16 protein-coding genes are annotated in these 15734 nt (G+C 70.4%); 10 read left to right on the top strand and 6 right to left on the bottom strand.

All coding sequences use genetic code 11. From position 1 onward, the window contains the following. Positions 1–240: 240 nt before the first annotated feature. Positions 241–1584, top strand: a complete 1344-nt coding sequence (glmM, locus tag ACTWPP_RS15360) for a phosphoglucosamine mutase (protein ID WP_443104901.1) — start codon at positions 241–243, stop codon at positions 1582–1584. A gap of 9 nt (positions 1585–1593) precedes the next feature. Here glmM and ACTWPP_RS15365 read toward each other — a convergent pair whose 3' ends face one another. Together ACTWPP_RS15365 and ACTWPP_RS15370 are read right to left on the bottom strand one after the other, a co-directional pair. Beyond that, on the bottom strand, positions 1594–1914 hold the full coding sequence (locus tag ACTWPP_RS15365; RefSeq protein ID WP_443104902.1) for a hypothetical protein: 321 nt from the start codon (positions 1912–1914) through the stop codon (positions 1594–1596). 40 nt (positions 1915–1954) lie between these two features. After that, complete coding sequence (locus ACTWPP_RS15370; protein WP_443104903.1) at positions 1955–2647, bottom strand: HNH endonuclease family protein; 693 nt, start codon at positions 2645–2647, stop codon at positions 1955–1957. A 314-nt stretch (positions 2648–2961) separates the two neighbouring features. On the opposite strand from ACTWPP_RS15370, the gene ACTWPP_RS15375 reads away from it, so the two are divergent. From ACTWPP_RS15375 to ACTWPP_RS15400, 6 genes are all read left to right on the top strand, one after another. After that, entirely contained in the window at positions 2962–3906 is a 945-nt protein-coding gene (locus ACTWPP_RS15375; RefSeq protein WP_443104904.1) for an ABC transporter ATP-binding protein, read from the top strand. Then, the gene (locus ACTWPP_RS15380; RefSeq protein ID WP_443104905.1) at positions 3903–4781 is read left to right on the top strand and encodes an ABC transporter permease; all 879 of its coding nucleotides are present in this window, start codon (positions 3903–3905) and stop codon (positions 4779–4781) included. The genes ACTWPP_RS15375 and ACTWPP_RS15380 overlap by 4 nt, the downstream gene beginning before the upstream one ends. Before the next feature lie 49 nt (positions 4782–4830). After that, on the top strand, positions 4831–5742 hold the full coding sequence (locus ACTWPP_RS15385) for an ABC transporter ATP-binding protein (RefSeq protein ID WP_443104906.1): 912 nt from the start codon (positions 4831–4833) through the stop codon (positions 5740–5742). Further along, complete coding sequence (locus ACTWPP_RS15390; RefSeq protein ID WP_443104907.1) at positions 5739–6455, top strand: ABC transporter permease; 717 nt, start codon at positions 5739–5741, stop codon at positions 6453–6455. Before ACTWPP_RS15385 ends, ACTWPP_RS15390 begins: the two co-directional genes overlap by 4 nt. Positions 6456–6782: 327 nt before the next feature. Continuing rightward, complete coding sequence (locus ACTWPP_RS15395; protein WP_443104908.1) at positions 6783–8153, top strand: alkaline phosphatase PhoX; 1371 nt, start codon at positions 6783–6785, stop codon at positions 8151–8153. Positions 8154–8362: 209 nt separating this feature from the next. Continuing rightward, complete coding sequence (locus ACTWPP_RS15400) at positions 8363–8863, top strand: pyridoxamine 5'-phosphate oxidase family protein (RefSeq protein WP_443104909.1); 501 nt, start codon at positions 8363–8365, stop codon at positions 8861–8863. 30 nt (positions 8864–8893) lie between these two features. Here ACTWPP_RS15400 and coaA read toward each other — a convergent pair whose 3' ends face one another. Continuing rightward, positions 8894–9835, bottom strand: coding sequence for a type I pantothenate kinase (coaA, locus tag ACTWPP_RS15405; RefSeq protein ID WP_443104910.1), 942 nt, complete (start codon positions 9833–9835; stop codon positions 8894–8896). Positions 9836–9958: 123 nt separating this feature from the next. On the opposite strand from coaA, the gene glmS reads away from it, so the two are divergent. The 3 genes from glmS to ACTWPP_RS15420 all read left to right on the top strand — a co-directional run bounded on the left by glmS (position 9959) and on the right by ACTWPP_RS15420 (position 13833). Then, on the top strand, positions 9959–11803 hold the full coding sequence (gene glmS, locus ACTWPP_RS15410; RefSeq protein ID WP_443104911.1) for a glutamine--fructose-6-phosphate transaminase (isomerizing): 1845 nt from the start codon (positions 9959–9961) through the stop codon (positions 11801–11803). Positions 11804–11904: 101 nt separating this feature from the next. Beyond that, complete coding sequence (locus ACTWPP_RS15415) at positions 11905–12852, top strand: ABC transporter ATP-binding protein (protein ID WP_443104912.1); 948 nt, start codon at positions 11905–11907, stop codon at positions 12850–12852. Between the two features lie 6 nt (positions 12853–12858). Next, positions 12859–13833, top strand: a complete 975-nt coding sequence (locus ACTWPP_RS15420; protein ID WP_443104913.1) for an ABC transporter permease — start codon at positions 12859–12861, stop codon at positions 13831–13833. 161 nt (positions 13834–13994) lie between these two features. Here the strand turns inward: ACTWPP_RS15420 and ACTWPP_RS15425 are convergent, their stop codons facing one another. The 3 genes from ACTWPP_RS15425 to ACTWPP_RS15435 form a co-directional block, all read right to left on the bottom strand. Next, positions 13995–14201, bottom strand: coding sequence for a DUF397 domain-containing protein (locus ACTWPP_RS15425; protein WP_443104914.1), 207 nt, complete (start codon positions 14199–14201; stop codon positions 13995–13997). A 246-nt stretch (positions 14202–14447) separates the two neighbouring features. Then, positions 14448–14669, bottom strand: coding sequence for a DUF397 domain-containing protein (locus tag ACTWPP_RS15430; protein WP_443104915.1), 222 nt, complete (start codon positions 14667–14669; stop codon positions 14448–14450). 39 nt (positions 14670–14708) lie between these two features. Then, positions 14709–15569, bottom strand: coding sequence for a helix-turn-helix domain-containing protein (locus ACTWPP_RS15435; protein WP_443104916.1), 861 nt, complete (start codon positions 15567–15569; stop codon positions 14709–14711). Between the last annotated feature and the right edge of the window lie 165 nt (positions 15570–15734).

Below are 15734 nucleotides of genomic sequence, written 5' to 3' on the forward strand. Positions count from 1 at the left end.
CCGGCCCCACGGCCGGCGCGCCGGGTGCGGCGGCTCGTCCCTGTTCCGGGGTTTCCGTCGGGGCTTCCATGCCCGTCCGGAGCTTTTCGGGGCTTCCGTCCGGGTCCGGCCTGGTCATCGCGGCCGCGTCCGCCGCGGACGGATGGCAGACTCGGTGCCCACCAGATCTCACCGCGCGGCGCGGCGGGGTGTGACCCCGGTTCGCGTCCGCGCGGTTTTCGTCCTATCGGGAGTTGAACTGTGGCTCGTCTGTTCGGGACCGATGGCGTGCGAGGGCTCGCCAACCGCGATCTGACCGCCCCCCTCGTCATGGACCTGTCCGTCGCGGCGGCGCGGGTGCTGGGCGAGCAGGGCGCCTTCAAAGGCCACCGGCCGCTCGCGGTGGTCGGGCGCGACCCGCGGGCCTCCGGTGAGTTCCTCGAGGCGGCCGTGGTGGCGGGCCTGGCGAGTTCCGGGGTGGACGTGCTGCGCCTCGGCGTGCTGCCGACGCCCGCGGTCGCGCACCTGACGCACGCGCTGGACGCCGACCTCGGCGCGATGCTGTCGGCGTCGCACAACCCGGCCCCCGACAACGGCATCAAGTTCTTCGACCGCAGCGGCCACAAGCTGGCGGACGAGCTGGAGGACCGCATCGAGGCGCGGCTCGGCGAGGTGTGGGACCCGCCGACGGGCGCCGGGGTCGGCCGGGTCCGCGACGCGCACGGCGCGGTCGAGCAGTATGTGGCGCATCTGCTGTCGACGGTCCCGGTGTCGCTGGACGGCCTGCGCGTCGTGGTCGACTGCGCGAACGGCGCGTCCTGCGATGTGGCGCCGGAGGCGCTGCGCCGTGCGGGCGCCGAGGTGTTCACGATCGGGACGGCGCCGGACGGCCTCAACATCAACTCCGGCTGCGGCTCCACGAACCTGGAGGCGCTGCGCACGGCGGTCAAGGAACACGGTGCCGACGCGGGCATCGCGAACGACGGCGACGCCGACCGGTGCCTGGCCGTGACCGCGTCCGGCGAGGTCGTGGACGGCGACCAGATCATGGCGATCCTGGCGCTGGACCTGCGGGAGGCGGGGGCGCTGGCCGCCGACACCGTGGTCGCGACCGTGATGTCGAACCTCGGGTTCAAGCTCGCGATGCGCGAGGCGGGGATCACCGTGGTGGAGACCGCGGTCGGCGACCGGTACGTGCTGGAGGCGATGAAGGAGGGCGGGTTCGGTTTCGGCGGCGAGCAGTCCGGCCACGTGATCATGCTGGATCACGCCACGACCGGCGACGGCGTCCTGACCGGCCTGCACCTGCTCGCCGCGATGGTCCGCCGGGGCCGCCCGCTGGACGAGTTGACGAAGGTGATGACGCGGCTGCCGCAGGTGCTCGTCAACGTCAGGGACGTCGACAAGTCCGGCGCCAAGACGTCGCCGGAGCTGGCCGCGGCCGTCGCCGCCGCGGAGTCGGACCTTGGCGACACCGGACGGGTGCTGATCAGGCCCAGCGGCACCGAGCCGATGGTCCGCGTGATGGTGGAGGCGGCGTCGGAGGATCAGGCGCAGTCGGTCGCCGAACACCTCGCCGGCGTCGTCCGGACCGCCCTGGGCTAGCGGAAGCGCCTAGCGTTCGTCGATCTCCAGGCGCCCCACCTTGAGGTGCTTGATCTCGACCGTGCCCGCTTCCAGGTGGGTGATGACGGCGCGTTTGACGACGAGCTTGCCGATGGCGACGGCGCCGACGGCGAGGGCGCCGAGAGCCATCGATCCCAGCGCGAGCGAGCCGAACGCGTTGCCGGCGCGCAGGGTGAGGCCGGTGGCGGACGCGCCGGTGACCTCGGCTCCGGTGGCGCGGGCGCCCACGCCGCGTTCCGTCCGGACTCGGGGCCGCTCGTCGGTGTCGTTCGTGGTCTCCGGGTCCTGGCCGTTCGATTCGCTGCTCATGGGACGAGCATATGGTCCCGGTCCGCCCGGTCCCGCCCGGTCAGCAGCGTCCGAGGAAGTCCTGGAGGGCGTCGTGGTCGGCGCGGGTGACGGGCAGTGAGTACTTCCCGGCGACGGCGATGTACTTGATCGCGTAGGCGCACTGGAAGCTCTTCTGCGGCTTCCATTCGCCGGGCCCGGAGTCGCTCTTCTGCCGGTTGGGCACGCCCCACACGGCGAGAAGGTTGCCGTGGTCGTTGGCGAACTCCTCCCGCCGATCCTCGCTCCACCGTGAGGCGCCCATCCGCCAGGCGAGCGCGAGCGGGTAGAGGTGGTCGATCTGCACCTCGGCGGCGTCCTTCTTGGCGAAGGTGATCTCCTTGCCGGTGTAGGGGTCGCGGAGACTGCCGGTCATGACGACGCAGCCGCCCCTCTTGCCGACGTCCGCCAGGTCGCGGGCGAGGACGTCGTTGCGCTGGTCGCAGCCGTTGCGGTCGATGTCCTTCCAGCGCGTCCCGAACTTGTCGCGCTCGTAGCCGTCGCCGTCGCCCTCGGACGCGATCCGCAGCCCGGAGAGGTCGGCGCGGGCGCGGGCCTCGTCGCCGGGCCCGGGCCCGGCGCCGCCCGGCGATCCGGCACCGGCCGGGGGCGGGGAACCGCTCTCCGACAGGCCCACGTCGGCGTCGCAGCCCGCTGCCAGCGGGACGGCGAGCGCGAGGCCCGCCACAGCCGTCCGAAGGGCCGTCCGCGCCATGCCCTCACCACCCGGTATTTATCGATATCTACACAGATAACCGATCAAACCGTATGGCTCAATGTTGTGGCCACGGACCCCTGCCGTTCACGGCACGATGTCCCCTGCTCGTCCAGCGATCGCCGTGGGTGTCGTCCCGCGCCACGAAGGCCGGTCCCGGTGGTCGGCCGGGACCGCCGGCCGCGCGTAGGACCAGAGTCCGTCGCGTAGGACCAGAGGGCCAACTTAGGTCGATCCGGCGGCGGACCAAAGGCTGCCGCGTATCGCCCTTTAGGTTGACGTGGCGCGTCCCCCCAGACGCTAGGTTCGTAACCATGCCGATCATCGCCACCCAGGGCCTGACGATGAGGTACCCCCGGGTGACCGCCCTGGACGACCTCTCCGTGGCCGTCGAGCCGGGAGTCGTCGGGCTGGTCGGCGCCAACGGCGCCGGCAAGTCCACGCTCATCAAGATCCTGCTCGGGCTGCTGCCGCCGACCTCCGGCACCGCGACCGTGCTGGGCCTCGACATCGCGCGCGAGGGCCTGCGGATCCGGGAGAGCGTCGGGTTCATGCCCGAGTACGAATGCCTGCCGCCGGACGTGTCCGCGACCGAGTTCGTCGTGCACATGGCCCGGATGTGCGGGCTGCCCCCGACCGCGGCCCGCGAACGCGCCGCCGACACGCTCCGGCACGTCGGCCTGTACGAGGAGCGCTACCGTCCCATCGGCGGGTACTCCACCGGGATGCGCCAGCGGGTGAAGCTCGCGCAGGCCCTCGTCCACGACCCGAAACTCGTGTTCCTGGACGAGCCCACCAACGGACTCGACCCCGCCGGACGCGACGAGATGCTCGAACTGATCCGCCGCATCGGCGCCGAGTTCGGGATCAGCGTCCTCGTCACGTCCCACCTGCTGGGCGAGCTGGAACGGGTCTGCGACCACGTCGTCATCATCGACGGCGGGAAGCTGCTGCGCTCCCAGGCCGTCGAGGCGTACACGGCCGCCAGCGGCGTCCTCACCGTCGAGGTGGACGAGGGACGCGACACGCTCGGGCGGCACCTTCACGACCAGGGCGCCTCCGTCCATCCGGAGGGCCGGTTCCTCGTCGTCGACATCGCCGGGGAGACGACCTACGACCTGATCCGCGACGGCGTCGCCGAGCTGGGGCTGCGGCTGATCCGGATGGAGCAGCGCCGCCACCACATCGAAGAGGTCTTCCAGGCGGAGCCTCCGGGAGCGCAGGCGGCCGGAACCGTCCCGCAGGAGGCGTCCCGATGAGCACGAGCACGATCCACGACATCGGCTACCGCCACTACGAGGGGCGCCGCAACGGCCGCGCCTACGTGCTGCGGTCCCTGTACGTCCACAACCTGCGCGCCGCCTTCGGCCTCGGCCGCCCCGCACGCGCCAAGATCATGCCGTTTCTGCTGGCGGCCATCATGCTGCTGCCCGCCGCCGGGTCGGTCGCGGTGTTCGCGGTCACCAAGCAGGAGGACGCGCTGATCCCCTACGCCGCGTACGCCAACATCATGCAGGTCATCGTGGCGATCTTCCTGGCCACGCAGGCGCCGGTGCTGGCCTCGCGGGAGGTGCGCTTCCACGTCATCCCGCTGTACTTCTCGCGGCCCGTCGGCCACCTCGACTTCGTCCTGGCGAAGGGCGCCGCGCTGGTGACCGCGCTGTTCGCGCTCATGGCGGTGCCCGTCACCCTCCTGTACGTCGGCGGCCTCGTCGCCAAGGCGCCCGACTCGGGGCAGCAGCTCCTGGAGTACCTCGGCGCCCTGGTCGGCTGCGTGCTGTTCGCGTTCGTCCTGTCGGCGATCGGGATGGTGGTCGCGGCGTTCACCCCGCGGCGCGGCTTCGGCGTCGCCGCGGTCATCGCCGTCTACATGCTCAGCACCGCGTTCGTCGGCATCATCCAGGGGATCGCCGAGGCGCAGACCAACTTCACCCTCCAGGGCTGGATCGGGCTGGCGGCCCCGTTCAACCTGGTGGACATCGTCCAGGTCAGGCTGCTCGGCGCCGAGTCGTCCTCGCCCGGCATCGCGCCCGGCCTCACCGGCGGCGTGGTCGCGCTGGCGCTGTGCACCGTCATCGTCCTCGGCTCGATCGCGGTCCTGTACCGCCGTTTCCGGAAGGCAGGCCTCTCATGACCGGAGCGAACCCGGGGGTGTGGGGGGTCGCCCTCCACGAGGAGCAGGCATGAGCGAACTGATACTGGAGAACGTGTCCCGCTGGTACGGCAACGTCGTCGCCGTCAACGGCGTCTCGATGAAGGTCGGACCGGGCGTCACCGGGCTCCTCGGCCCGAACGGCGCCGGCAAGTCGACGCTCATCCACATGATGGGCGGGTTCCTCGCGGCGTCGTCCGGCACCGTCACACTGGACGGGACGCCGATCTGGCAGAACCCGGGCGTCTACCGCAGCCTGGGCCTCGTCCCCGAACGCGAGTCCGCCTACGACTTCCTCACCGGCGAGCAGTTCATCCTCGCGATGGCCAAGCTGCACAAGCTGCCCGACTCGTCCGCCGCCGCACGCCGCGCCATCGGCCTCGTGGAGATGGACTACGCCGCCGGACGCCAGATCGGCAACTACTCCAAGGGCATGAAGCAGCGCATCAAGATGGCGTCCGCCCTCGTGCACGACCCGCCCGTCCTCCTCCTGGACGAGCCGTTCAACGGCATGGACCCGCGGCAGCGGCTCCAGCTCATGGACCTCATCCGCCGGATGGCCGACGAGGGCCGCACCATCCTGTTCTCCTCCCACATCCTGGAGGAGGTGGAGCGGCTCGCCAGCCACATCGAAGTGATCGTCGCCGGCCGGCACGCCGCGTCCGGCGACTTCCGCAGGATCCGCCGGCTGATGACCGACCGGCCGCACATCTTCCTCGTCCGCTCGTCCGACGACCGCCGGCTGGCCGCCGCCATCATCGCGGACGGCTCGGCCCGCAGCGTGCAGCTCACCGACAAGGGCCTGCAGATCGAGGCCGTCGACTTCCAGCGCTTCACCTGGCTGCTCCCGCAGGTCTCCCGCGACGCCGACGTGCGCCTCTGGGAGGTCTCACCGTCGGACGAGTCCCTCGAAAGCGTCTTCTCCTACCTGGTGGCCCGATGAACCCGACCATCGCGATGATCACGTTCCGGGCGATGCTCGGCCGCAAGCGGGCGCTGCTCCTGCTGGCGCTGCCGCTGCTACTGCTGGTCCTGTCGGTCATCCTGCGCGCGACCGGCAACAACGACCTGGACCTCGCGGCGAACGTCCTGCAGAACTTCGGGCTCGCGACCCTGCTGCCCCTGCTCGCCCTGATCGCCGGGACGGGCGTGATCGGGCCGGAGATCGACGACGGCCAGATCATGTACGTGCTGACGAAGCCGATCCCGCGCGAGGTGATCGTGCTGACCAAGCTCGTCGTCGCGATCGTGTTGGTGACGCTCTTCGCGGTCGTCCCGACGCTGCTGGCGGGTCTCGTCCTGATCGGCACGACCGCGCAGATCACGCCCGCGTTCACGATCGGCGTCCTGGCCGGCGGTGTCACCTACAGCGCGGTGTTCGTCGCCCTCGGCGTCATGAGCCGCAACGCCGTCACGATCGGCCTGCTGTACGCGCTGGTCTGGGAGACGCTCCTCGGCAGCTTCGCGCCGGGCGCCAAGTCGGCGTCGATCCAGCAGTGGTCCCTGTCGCTCACCGACGCGCTCACCGACGCGTCGCCGGTCACGTCGACGGTCGGGGTTCCCCTGGCGCTCACGCTGCTGGCCCTGGTCGCCGTCGCCGCGACGCTCCTCGCCACCTTCCGGCTCCGGTCCCTCCCCGTAGCCAGCGCCGACTGACGGCGGGGCGCGGTAGGCGAAGGTCACGCCCCACCCGGGTCTGACAGATCACGCGCTTCTGGAAGGCGCAGGCGATCCGGCTGCGGGAGGCGCCGGCAGCCGGCGTGTGACCGTTGTGGGGGCCTCCTTTCCGGAGGCTCAGTACGCCTTGAATCCGCCCGTGACGCGGCGGTGTGAGCCGCCGAGCACGTGTCGTGGCCCGTTTCGCGTGCGCGGGGGGCCGAGGTGCGAACGGATGGACTGTGAGTGTCTGCCATACCCCCGGTGCCGCGGCCCGTGTTACAACGGCCGTGGAAGGTCTCTGATCATCCACCAGGGAGTGTGCTCATGTCAGTCTCGCGCCGCCAGGTCCTGGCCGGGTCGGGCGCGGTGGGGGCGGGGATCGCCTTCACCGGTGCCGTCGAGGAGCTGTTCGCCGGTGATGCGGCCGCCGCGCCGATCGGAGGTCGTGAGGGGTACGGGCCGCTGGTGCCCGACCCGGACGGTGTGCTGGACCTGCCGCGCGGGTTCCGGTACACCGTCCTGTCCCGCGAGGGGGAGCCGATGCCCTCGGGCGAGGGGGCGGTGCCGAGCAACTTCGACGGCATGGCCGCGTTCCCCGGGAGGGGACGCACATGGCTCGTCCGGAACCATGAGAACCGTCCGGACGCCGAGCACCGGGTCCCGCCGGTCAAGGACGTCACCTACGACCCGGGGGCCTTCGGCGGCTGCACCGCGCTGGAGGTCGGCCACGGCGGCCGGGTGCACACCGAACGGGTCGCGATCGCGGGGACGGCGGTGAACTGCGCGGGCGGCCCCACCCCGTGGCGCACCTGGCTGACCTGCGAGGAGAACGAGGACAAGGCGGGCACCGGGGACTACGCCAAGGACCACGGGTTCATCTTCGAGGTCGACCCGTACCGGCAGGGACGCACCGTCCCCGAGCCGCTGACCGCGATGGGACGGTTCCAGCACGAGGCGATCGCCGTCGACCCCCGCGACGGGACCGTCTACGAGACCGAGGACGCGTTCGACAGGCCGTTCGGGCTGTTCTACCGGTTCCGGCCGAGGAGGCCGCGCGGCGGGTTCGGGAGCCTTCGGGCCGGTGGGCGGCTTGAGGCGATGCGCGTCCCCGGCGTCCCTGACCTGTCGGTGGTGCAGGAGCCCGGCACCGTGCTCCACAACGTCGGGTGGGAGCGGGTCCCCGATCCGCTCGCGAAGGAGACCCCGATCCGGTTGCAGGACTTCGGGCGCGGCGGCGTCACGCACGCGCAGAAGCTGGAGGGCTGCTACTGGGGCGGCGACCGCGTCTATTTCGTGACGAGCTACGCGCGTAAGGAGGAGGGGTCGGGCGCCGATCACTTCGGGCAGGTGTGGTCGTACGAGCCGAGCGGCCGGCGCCTGACCCTCGTGATCGTGTTCGGCCCGGACACCGACGTGCAGATGCCGGGCGAGTCGCCCGACAACATCTGCCTGGCGCCGCACGGCGGGCTGATGGTGTGCGAGGACGGCGGCGGCGCGCAGTACGTGTACGGGGTGACCCGGCGCCGGGAGGTGTACGCCCTGGCCCGGAACCGGCAGAACATCGGAACGGAGGACGAGCCCGAGTGGGGCGAGTTCGCGGGCGCCGCGTTCTGCCGCGGCGGCCGGACGATGTACCTGAACGTCTACGACCCGGGCACGACGTTCGCGATCACCGGCCCCTGGCGCCGCCGCTAGGGATGCCTCGAACCGGCTGCCCTGCCGACAGCGGGAAGGCCCATGCCGGTGCTCTCTCCGTAGTGGATCGATGGCTGCCCCGCGATGCCGCGATGCGCCGCCCGGGTGGATGCCGGCCGCACAATCGATCACCGGAGGCACCCCGATGAGCATCCAGTCCCCCGGCCGTGCACCCGCGCCGCCGGCATCGTCGAGGACGCGTGATCGCAGTGGACGACCTTGACGCGCATGCCCGCGCACTCATCGAGGCCAACCTGTACCTGACGCTCGGCACCGCCGACGCCGAAGGCCGGCCGTGGGTCTCGCCCGTGTACTTCGCGACGGCCGACTACGCCGAGTTCTACTGGGTGTCCGCCCACGACGCCGCCCACTCGCGTAACATCGCGCAGCGTCCCCAGGTGAGCATGGTCATCTTCGACTCGCAGGTGCCGACCTACCACGGCCGTGCGGTCTACCTTTCGGCGACGGCCGCAGAACTCGCCGGTCGCGACCTCGACCGTGGTATCGGGATCTACCCCGGTCCGGTGACACGCGGGGCGACCAGGGTGGCGCCGGTCGATGTCACCGCGCCCTCGCCCTATCGCCTATATCGCGCCACCGTCACCGAGGCGTTCGTCCTCTGCCCGCGAGAACCCCGGCAGCCGTGCCCGCTGCACTCGATCAACGCCGACCACCGAACGCCCGTCCTCCCGTGGAAGCACGCCCGGTAGCCGCCGCCGCGGTACTGGGCCGGTGGGCCGCTAGATCCGGCGCAGGCGGACGCGCTGGACGGAGTGGTCCTTGTCCTTGTGCAGGACGAGGGTGGCGCGGGCGCGGGTCGGCAGGATGTTGGAGACGAGGTTGATCTCGTTGACGTCCCGCCAGACGCGCTGGGCGAACGCGGCGGTCTCGTCCTCGTCGAGTTCGTGCGCGTACTTGTGGAAGTACGAGCGCGGGTCGGTGAACGCGGTGCGGCGCAGGGCGAACAGCCGGTCGATGTACCACTGCCGGATGTCCTCGACGCGGGCATCGACATAGATGGAGAAGTCGAAGAAGTCCGACACGCCCAGGGTGCCGACGGGTGGTGCCTGGAGGACGTTCAGCCCCTCGACGATCAGGATGTCGGGGCGCCGGACGGTCTGCGACGCGCCCGGGACGATGTCGTACTCCAGATGCGAGTACACCGGGATCGCGTGCTCGTCCGCGCCCGACTTGATGGCGGAGACGAACCGGACGAGGGAGCGGCGGTCGTAGGACTCGGGGAAGCCCTTGCGGTCCATGATCCCCCGCTCGGAGAGGATCGCGTTCGGGTACAGGAAGCTGTCGGTGGTGACCAGCTCCACCGTCGGATGCTCGGGCCAGCGGGCGAGGAGCGTGCGCAGCAGCCGGGACGTGGTGGACTTGCCGACCGCGACGCTGCCCGCGACCCCGATGATGAAAGGCGTGGGCTGCACCTCGCCGCCGAGGAAGCCGCTGACGGTGTCGCGCAGGCGCCCGTCCGACAGGAAGAACAGGTTGAGCAGCCGGGACAGCGGCAGGTAGACCTCCTCGACCTCGGTGATGTCGATCGGGTCCTTGAGCCCGCGCAGCGCCTCCAGCTCACCGGGTGTGAGCGGCAGCGGAGTGTTCTCGCGCAGGCCGCGCCAGGCGTCACGGGAGAGTTCCACGTAGGGGCTCGGCACGGTGTCCCATCCGCTCGTCATGGCTGAAACAGTAACCGGGCACTTCTCCGGTCACCGGGTTTTCACTGATCGCCCACGCTAACGCCACCGCTCCGCGTCCCTTCCAGGTAGGTCCTGGCGAGGACACCGAATAGAGTTGCCGCCATGTGCGGAATCGTGGGGTACGTAGGCGACCGGCCGGCGCTCGACGTGGTCGTGGAGGGGCTGGCGCGGCTCGAGTACCGCGGCTACGACTCGGCCGGGGTGGCCGTGCTGGCCGACGGGAAACTGGCGACGGCCAAACGCGCGGGCAAGCTGGTGAACCTCCGGGGCGCCCTGGAGGAGGAGCCGCCGCCCGCCGGGACGCTCGGCATGGGGCACACGCGGTGGGCGACGCATGGCGCGCCGAACGACCGGAACGCGCACCCGCACGTCGACTGCACCGGCTCCGTCGCGGTGATCCACAACGGGATCATCGAGAACTTCGCCGAGCTGCGGGCGGAGCTGCAGGAGAGCGGGCACGGGCTCGTCTCCGACACCGACACCGAGGCCGTCGCGCACCTGCTGGAGGACGAGCTGAAGGCGGGCGGCGACCTCACGGAGGCGATGCGCCGCGTCTGCCGCCGGCTGGACGGCGCGTTCACGCTCGTCGCGGTGCACACCGGCGACCCCGACCTCGTGGTGGGCGCGCGCCGGAACTCGCCGCTGGTCGTCGGGGTCGGCGACGGCGAGAACTTCCTCGCCAGCGACGTCGCCGCGTTCATCGCGCACACCCGGGACGCGATCGAGCTGGGCCAGGACCAGATCGTCGAGCTGCGCGCCGGCGGGGTCACCGTCACCGACTTCGACGGGCGTCCCGCCGAGGTGAAGGAGTACCACGTCGACTGGGACGTGTCGGCCGCGGAAAAGGGCGGCTACGACTACTTCATGCTCAAGGAGATCGCCGAGCAGCCGCGGGCCGTCGCGGACACGCTGCTCGGCCGGATCGGCACCGACGGCCGGCTCCACCTGGACGAGATGCGCATCCCCGACCGGGAGCTGCGCGAGGTCGACAAGATCATCATTGTGGCATGCGGGACGTCCTACCATGCCGGGCTGATCGCCAAGTACGCGATCGAGCACTGGGCGGGGCTGCCCTGCGAGGTGGAGCTCGCCAGCGAGTTCCGCTACCGCGACCCGATCCTGTCCCCGACGACGCTGGTCATCGCGATCTCCCAGTCGGGGGAGACGATGGACGCGCTGATGGCGGTCAGGCACGCCCGGGAGCAGAAGGCCAAGCTCCTCGGCATCTGCAACGTCAACGGCTCGACGCTGCCGCGCGAATGCGACGGCGTCCTGTACACGCACGCCGGGCCGGAGATCGCGGTCGCGTCCACGAAGGCGTTCCTCACCCAGCTCGTCGCCGTCTACCTCATCGCGCTCTACATCGCGCAGGTGCGCGGCACCAAGTGGGGGGACGAGGTGTTCGCCATGGTGCAGCTCCTTGAGCGGATGCCGGAGAAGGTGGAGAAGGTCCTGGAGACGATGGGGCCGGTCCGCGAGCTGGCCCGGTCGCTGTCGGAGGAGCACTGCGTGCTGTTCCTCGGCCGGCACGTGGGCTTCCCGGTCGCCCTCGAAGGCGCGCTCAAACTCAAGGAACTCGCGTACATGCACGCCGAGGGCTTCGCCGCCGGGGAACTGAAGCACGGCCCGATCGCGCTCATCGAGGAGGGCCTGCCGGTCGTGGTCGTCGTGCCGCCGCGGGCACGGGAGGTCCTGCACGACAAGATCGTGTCGAACATCCAGGAGATCCGGGCCCGGGGCGCCCGCACCATCGTGATCGCGGAGGAGGGGGACGAGTCGGTCATACCGTACGCCGACACGCTGATCGGCGTCCCCGCCGTCCCGACGCTGCTCCAGCCGCTGGTCACGACCGTCCCGCTGCAGGTGTTCGCGTGCGAACTGGCCACCGCGAAGGGCCACGACGTCGACCAGCCCCGCAACCTCGCCAAGTCCGTAACGGTCGAGTAACCCCCCGGCTTCGCCTGTGTTGTCCGGATTGGTCCGGAACCCTTCGGTGGTGGGTCGCGTCCCAGGGAAATCGGGACCGGCCCGCGTCCGGGAGGTGACGGGTGTCAGGACACGGCGACCTCGGGATCGAGGCGCGCGGGGTGGCGCGGAGCTTCGGGTCCGTGCAGGCTCTGCGCGGCCTCGACATCACCGTCCCGTACGGGCGGGTCACGGCGCTGGTCGGGCCGAACGGCGCGGGCAAGACGACGCTTCTGCTCATTCTCGCGACGCTGCTGGCGCCCGACTCGGGCATGGTGCGGATCGCGGGGCGTGACGCGCTGACCGAGCCGGGCAAGGCCCGGGACGCGCTCGGCTGGATGCCGGACACGTTCGGCGTGTACGACCAGCTCACCGTGGACGAGTATCTGGCGTTCTTCGCCGACGCCTACGGGCTGCCGAAGGCGGAGCGTCCCCGGCGGCTCAGGGCGCTGCTCAGCCTCGTCCACCTGGACGATCGCCTCGGGCAGCCCGTCCACGCCCTGTCCCGCGGGCAGAAGCAGCGGCTCGGGCTGGCGCGCGCCCTCGTGCACCGTCCCCGTGTCCTGCTGCTGGACGAGCCCGCGTCCGGCCTCGACCCGCGCTCGCGCATCGAGTTGCGCGATCTGCTGCGGTCGCTGGCGGCGGACGGGGTCGCGGTGCTGGTGTCGAGTCACATCCTCAGCGAGCTGGAGGAGATCGCCGACCGGGTCGTCCTCGTCGACCACGGGCAGACGGCCGGGGACCATGCGATGGCGGATCTCGCGGCCACGGCGACGCAGGTCCGCTGGCGGATCCGCTCGCCGGCCCCGGCCCTGCTCGCCGAGGCTCTGACCCGGGCGCTCGATGGGCGGACGGGCCTCGAACCCGTCACCGACCTTCCGGGCGGCGCCGAGGTCGGCCCGCTCACCGAGACCGAGGCCGCCGGGCTGCTGGCCGAGCTGGTCGCCGCGGACGTGCCCGTCACCGGCCTCGCCCCCGCGGGCAGCGCACTCGAATCGGCCTACCTGGCGATGACCGGCGACCGGAGGTGAACCGCCATGACCGCGCGCGGAATCGGCCTGGTGGCACGGCAGGAGATCAGGACCCGGCTGCGGACGGGCCGCTGGAAGACGCTGCTCGCCGTCTGGTTCGTGATCGTCAACGGGCTCGGGGTGCTGCTGCGGCTGGCCATCGAGGCGGACGCCTCCGCGGGGTTCGGCGGGCCCGGCGTCCCGATGTTCGGCGGTGTCCTGCTCGGGGTGCTGGTGCTGACGCTGCTGGTCACCCCTGCGCTCAGCGGCCAGTCGATCAACGGTGACCGGGAGCGCGGGACGCTCGCCGCGCTGCAGGTCACCCGGCTCACACCGGCCGAGATCGCGCTCGGCAAGCTGGCCGCGGCCTGGGGGACGGGCGTGGTCACGCTGCTGCTGACGCTTCCGTGCGTGCTGTGGCCGGTGGCCGAGGGCGCGGTCGCCCCGGGACGGGCCCTGGTCGTCCTCGCGGTCATCGCCCTGCTCATCGGGGTGATCTGCGCGGTGTCGCAGGCGTGGTCCGCGGTGCTGGCGCGCAGCATCACCTCGGTGCTCATGTCGTACCTGACGCTGTTCGGGCTGCTCGTGGGCCCGCCGCTGCTGTTCGTCATCGCGGATGCGCTCACCACCCAGGAAACCGACGTGTACGTCGGCCCCGGGGAGACGACCACCCACACCGACGAGTTCTGGTGGCTGCTGGCCCCGAACCCGGTCGTCGTGCTCGCGGACGCCGCGCCGAGGCTGCCCGAGCGCAGGTACATCGTCGGGGACGTGGTGTACACGCGGTCTCCGTCGTCCGACCCGCTCGGTGGGATCAGCCGCGAGGTGCGCAAGGTCCGTGTGGGGGACGGCTACGAACGGTCCGACGAGGACCGGGCGAGCGCCGTTTGGCCGTATGGGCTGGCCTTTGATCTGGCTCTCGCGGTGGGTGCGGTCTGGGTCACCTCCGCCCGGTTGCGGACGCCCCTTCACCGGATACCGAAGGGCGTCCGCGTGGCCTGAAAAGCGAGCCGGTGTGATCACGGGGGATAATTCGTCCGGCACCACCACGTCCGGGCGTGAAAACGTTCAGCGTGAGCCGAGGTGGAACGCATTATCGGCACTGAACGCGATTCTCCGACTGAATGAGATTCTCAGTCGGAGTGAAACTTGCACGGACTCTTTCAGGGGCGGTCGAAACGGCCCGCCCTGATGTGCTCGGTGAACCTGCGCCATTCATCGAGGCGGAACGCGAGGCGTGTCGCGATGTCCTCGGTGTCCCGCACGGATATCGCCTCGTCGTCCACTCGTGCGACCTCGACGCATCCGTTGCTGGCGCATCGGGAGCTCCTTCTCCATCGGGCGGGCGGTGTCCCATGGAACAAACTCATGCCGGCTCCTGCCTTGAAAGTTGCATTGCCCCGCGGCGGCGCTGCCGGTGCCAGACACAAGGTAACAAGATCGCAAAAAACTCCTGATCACCTGCGGTCAGGACGGTGCGCGGGTGACAGGAGTGACGAGGTAGAGGCAGAGTTTCGGCTGGGGGGGCAACGAGCCGAGTCCGGCGTGGACCCGGCTCGTCCACCGCGGCGCCCTACCGTGCCCTCACGGGGCGGCGGCCGGGCTCCGGCCGCGTCTCATCGGCGCAAATCGAATTCGCCCTTCTTGGCTCGTCCGACGAACTCCCGCCACTCTCCCTGGGAGAATGACAGAACCGGGCTCTGCGTACCGTGCTTGGCGTCGCGCGCCCCAATGGAATCGGACGAACCGTCCAGTGTGGCGACTTCGACGCACGTGTTACTCGCCCCGCAGTGGGCGCTTCTCCTCCATTGCGGAGCAGGAGTGGCGAAAGGGGACACTCGGTGCCTTTCACAAGGATTGAGCCCCTTTGCGGGCCTTCACCAGGCGTCTCTGGCCTCGGTGATGCGCCGCCGTGATTCGGTGGCGTCCAAGGCCTGGGCGGCCAGGCTTGTATAGGCGAGCCTGTACATATACGTAACAGTCTCATCCGCGAAGTGGCTGATTGTCAGGGATTCGGTGTGCACGATATCAGGGAAAACGATGTCATGCACCGGTGAGAATTCCAGAAGGATAAACGACTCAGCCAACACCGAGTGTGCGACGCCCAAAGGCAGGATCTGCACCGTCACGTGCGGAAGCTCGGTCATCCGGCACAGATGTTCAAGCTGCTCGCGCATGACCTTCTGGTCCCCGATCCGGCGCTTGAGAACCGCCTCGTCGAGAACCACCGACAGTTCCAGCGGATGGGCCCGCTGCAACAGCTCCCGCCGTCGCATTCGCACGTCCAGCCGGCGTTCCAGTTCCTGTGGCGGCAGGGTGGCGAGGTCGCTCCAGCCGCCGATCACATGCCGCGCGTAACTCTCGGTCTGCAGCAGCCCCGGGAAGACGGTGCTGCCCCATTCCCTGACGGCCGTGGCCTCGGACTCCAGCGCGATGAAGTCGGCGAGTTCGCTCGGCAGGTCGCGGTATTCCTCCCACCATCCCCGTTGGGCGGCGTCGTGCGCCAGGGAGATGAGGTCCTCGCGGCGGGCATCGTCGATCTCGTACAGGTCGAGGAGACGTCGCACGTCGCTGATCTTCGCGCCGGTCCGCGCGTTCTCGATCCGACTGACCTTGGCGGTCGACCAGGTCAGCCGATCGGCGACCTCGTCTCCCGTGAGCCCCTTCCGCTCGCGCAGTCTCCGAAGTTCGGCCGCCAGCCGCCGTTGCCGGACGGAGGGACCTCGGGAAGTGCTCATTGATCGGGCCTCTCCAGTCCCGGCGGACTGATCTGGGCGCATTCTGCCGCACCGGAGTGCCGCAGTGCGAATACATCGGACCGGATGAGGAAGATTCTACGGCCGATGATTCTTTCCCGCACATGACACCGAAACTTGCACTGCAAGGTACAAAGTGCCCCTCGT

Source organism: Actinomadura sp. 3N407 (assembly GCF_052245875.1).
Lineage (GTDB): Bacteria > Actinomycetota > Actinomycetes > Streptosporangiales > Streptosporangiaceae > Spirillospora.

Bases quoted from the DNA above. Each gene is read 5' to 3' on its own strand.
- ACTWPP_RS15365 (WP_443104902.1), bottom strand. From the start codon at position 1,914: ATGAGCAGCGAATCGAACGGCCAGGACCCGGAGACCACGAACGACACC.
- ACTWPP_RS15370 (WP_443104903.1), bottom strand. From the start codon at position 2,647: ATGGCGCGGACGGCCCTTCGGACGGCTGTGGCGGGCCTCGCGCTCGCC.
- ACTWPP_RS15375 (WP_443104904.1), top strand. From the start codon at position 2,962: ATGCCGATCATCGCCACCCAGGGCCTGACGATGAGGTACCCCCGGGTG.
- ACTWPP_RS15380 (WP_443104905.1), top strand. From the start codon at position 3,903: ATGAGCACGAGCACGATCCACGACATCGGCTACCGCCACTACGAGGGG.
- ACTWPP_RS15385 (WP_443104906.1), top strand. From the start codon at position 4,831: ATGAGCGAACTGATACTGGAGAACGTGTCCCGCTGGTACGGCAACGTC.
- ACTWPP_RS15390 (WP_443104907.1), top strand. From the start codon at position 5,739: ATGAACCCGACCATCGCGATGATCACGTTCCGGGCGATGCTCGGCCGC.
- ACTWPP_RS15395 (WP_443104908.1), top strand. From the start codon at position 6,783: ATGTCAGTCTCGCGCCGCCAGGTCCTGGCCGGGTCGGGCGCGGTGGGG.
- coaA (WP_443104910.1), bottom strand. From the start codon at position 9,835: ATGACGAGCGGATGGGACACCGTGCCGAGCCCCTACGTGGAACTCTCC.
- glmS (WP_443104911.1), top strand. From the start codon at position 9,959: ATGTGCGGAATCGTGGGGTACGTAGGCGACCGGCCGGCGCTCGACGTG.
- ACTWPP_RS15420 (WP_443104913.1), top strand. From the start codon at position 12,859: ATGACCGCGCGCGGAATCGGCCTGGTGGCACGGCAGGAGATCAGGACC.
- ACTWPP_RS15425 (WP_443104914.1), bottom strand. From the start codon at position 14,201: ATGAGTTTGTTCCATGGGACACCGCCCGCCCGATGGAGAAGGAGCTCC.
- ACTWPP_RS15435 (WP_443104916.1), bottom strand. From the start codon at position 15,569: ATGAGCACTTCCCGAGGTCCCTCCGTCCGGCAACGGCGGCTGGCGGCC.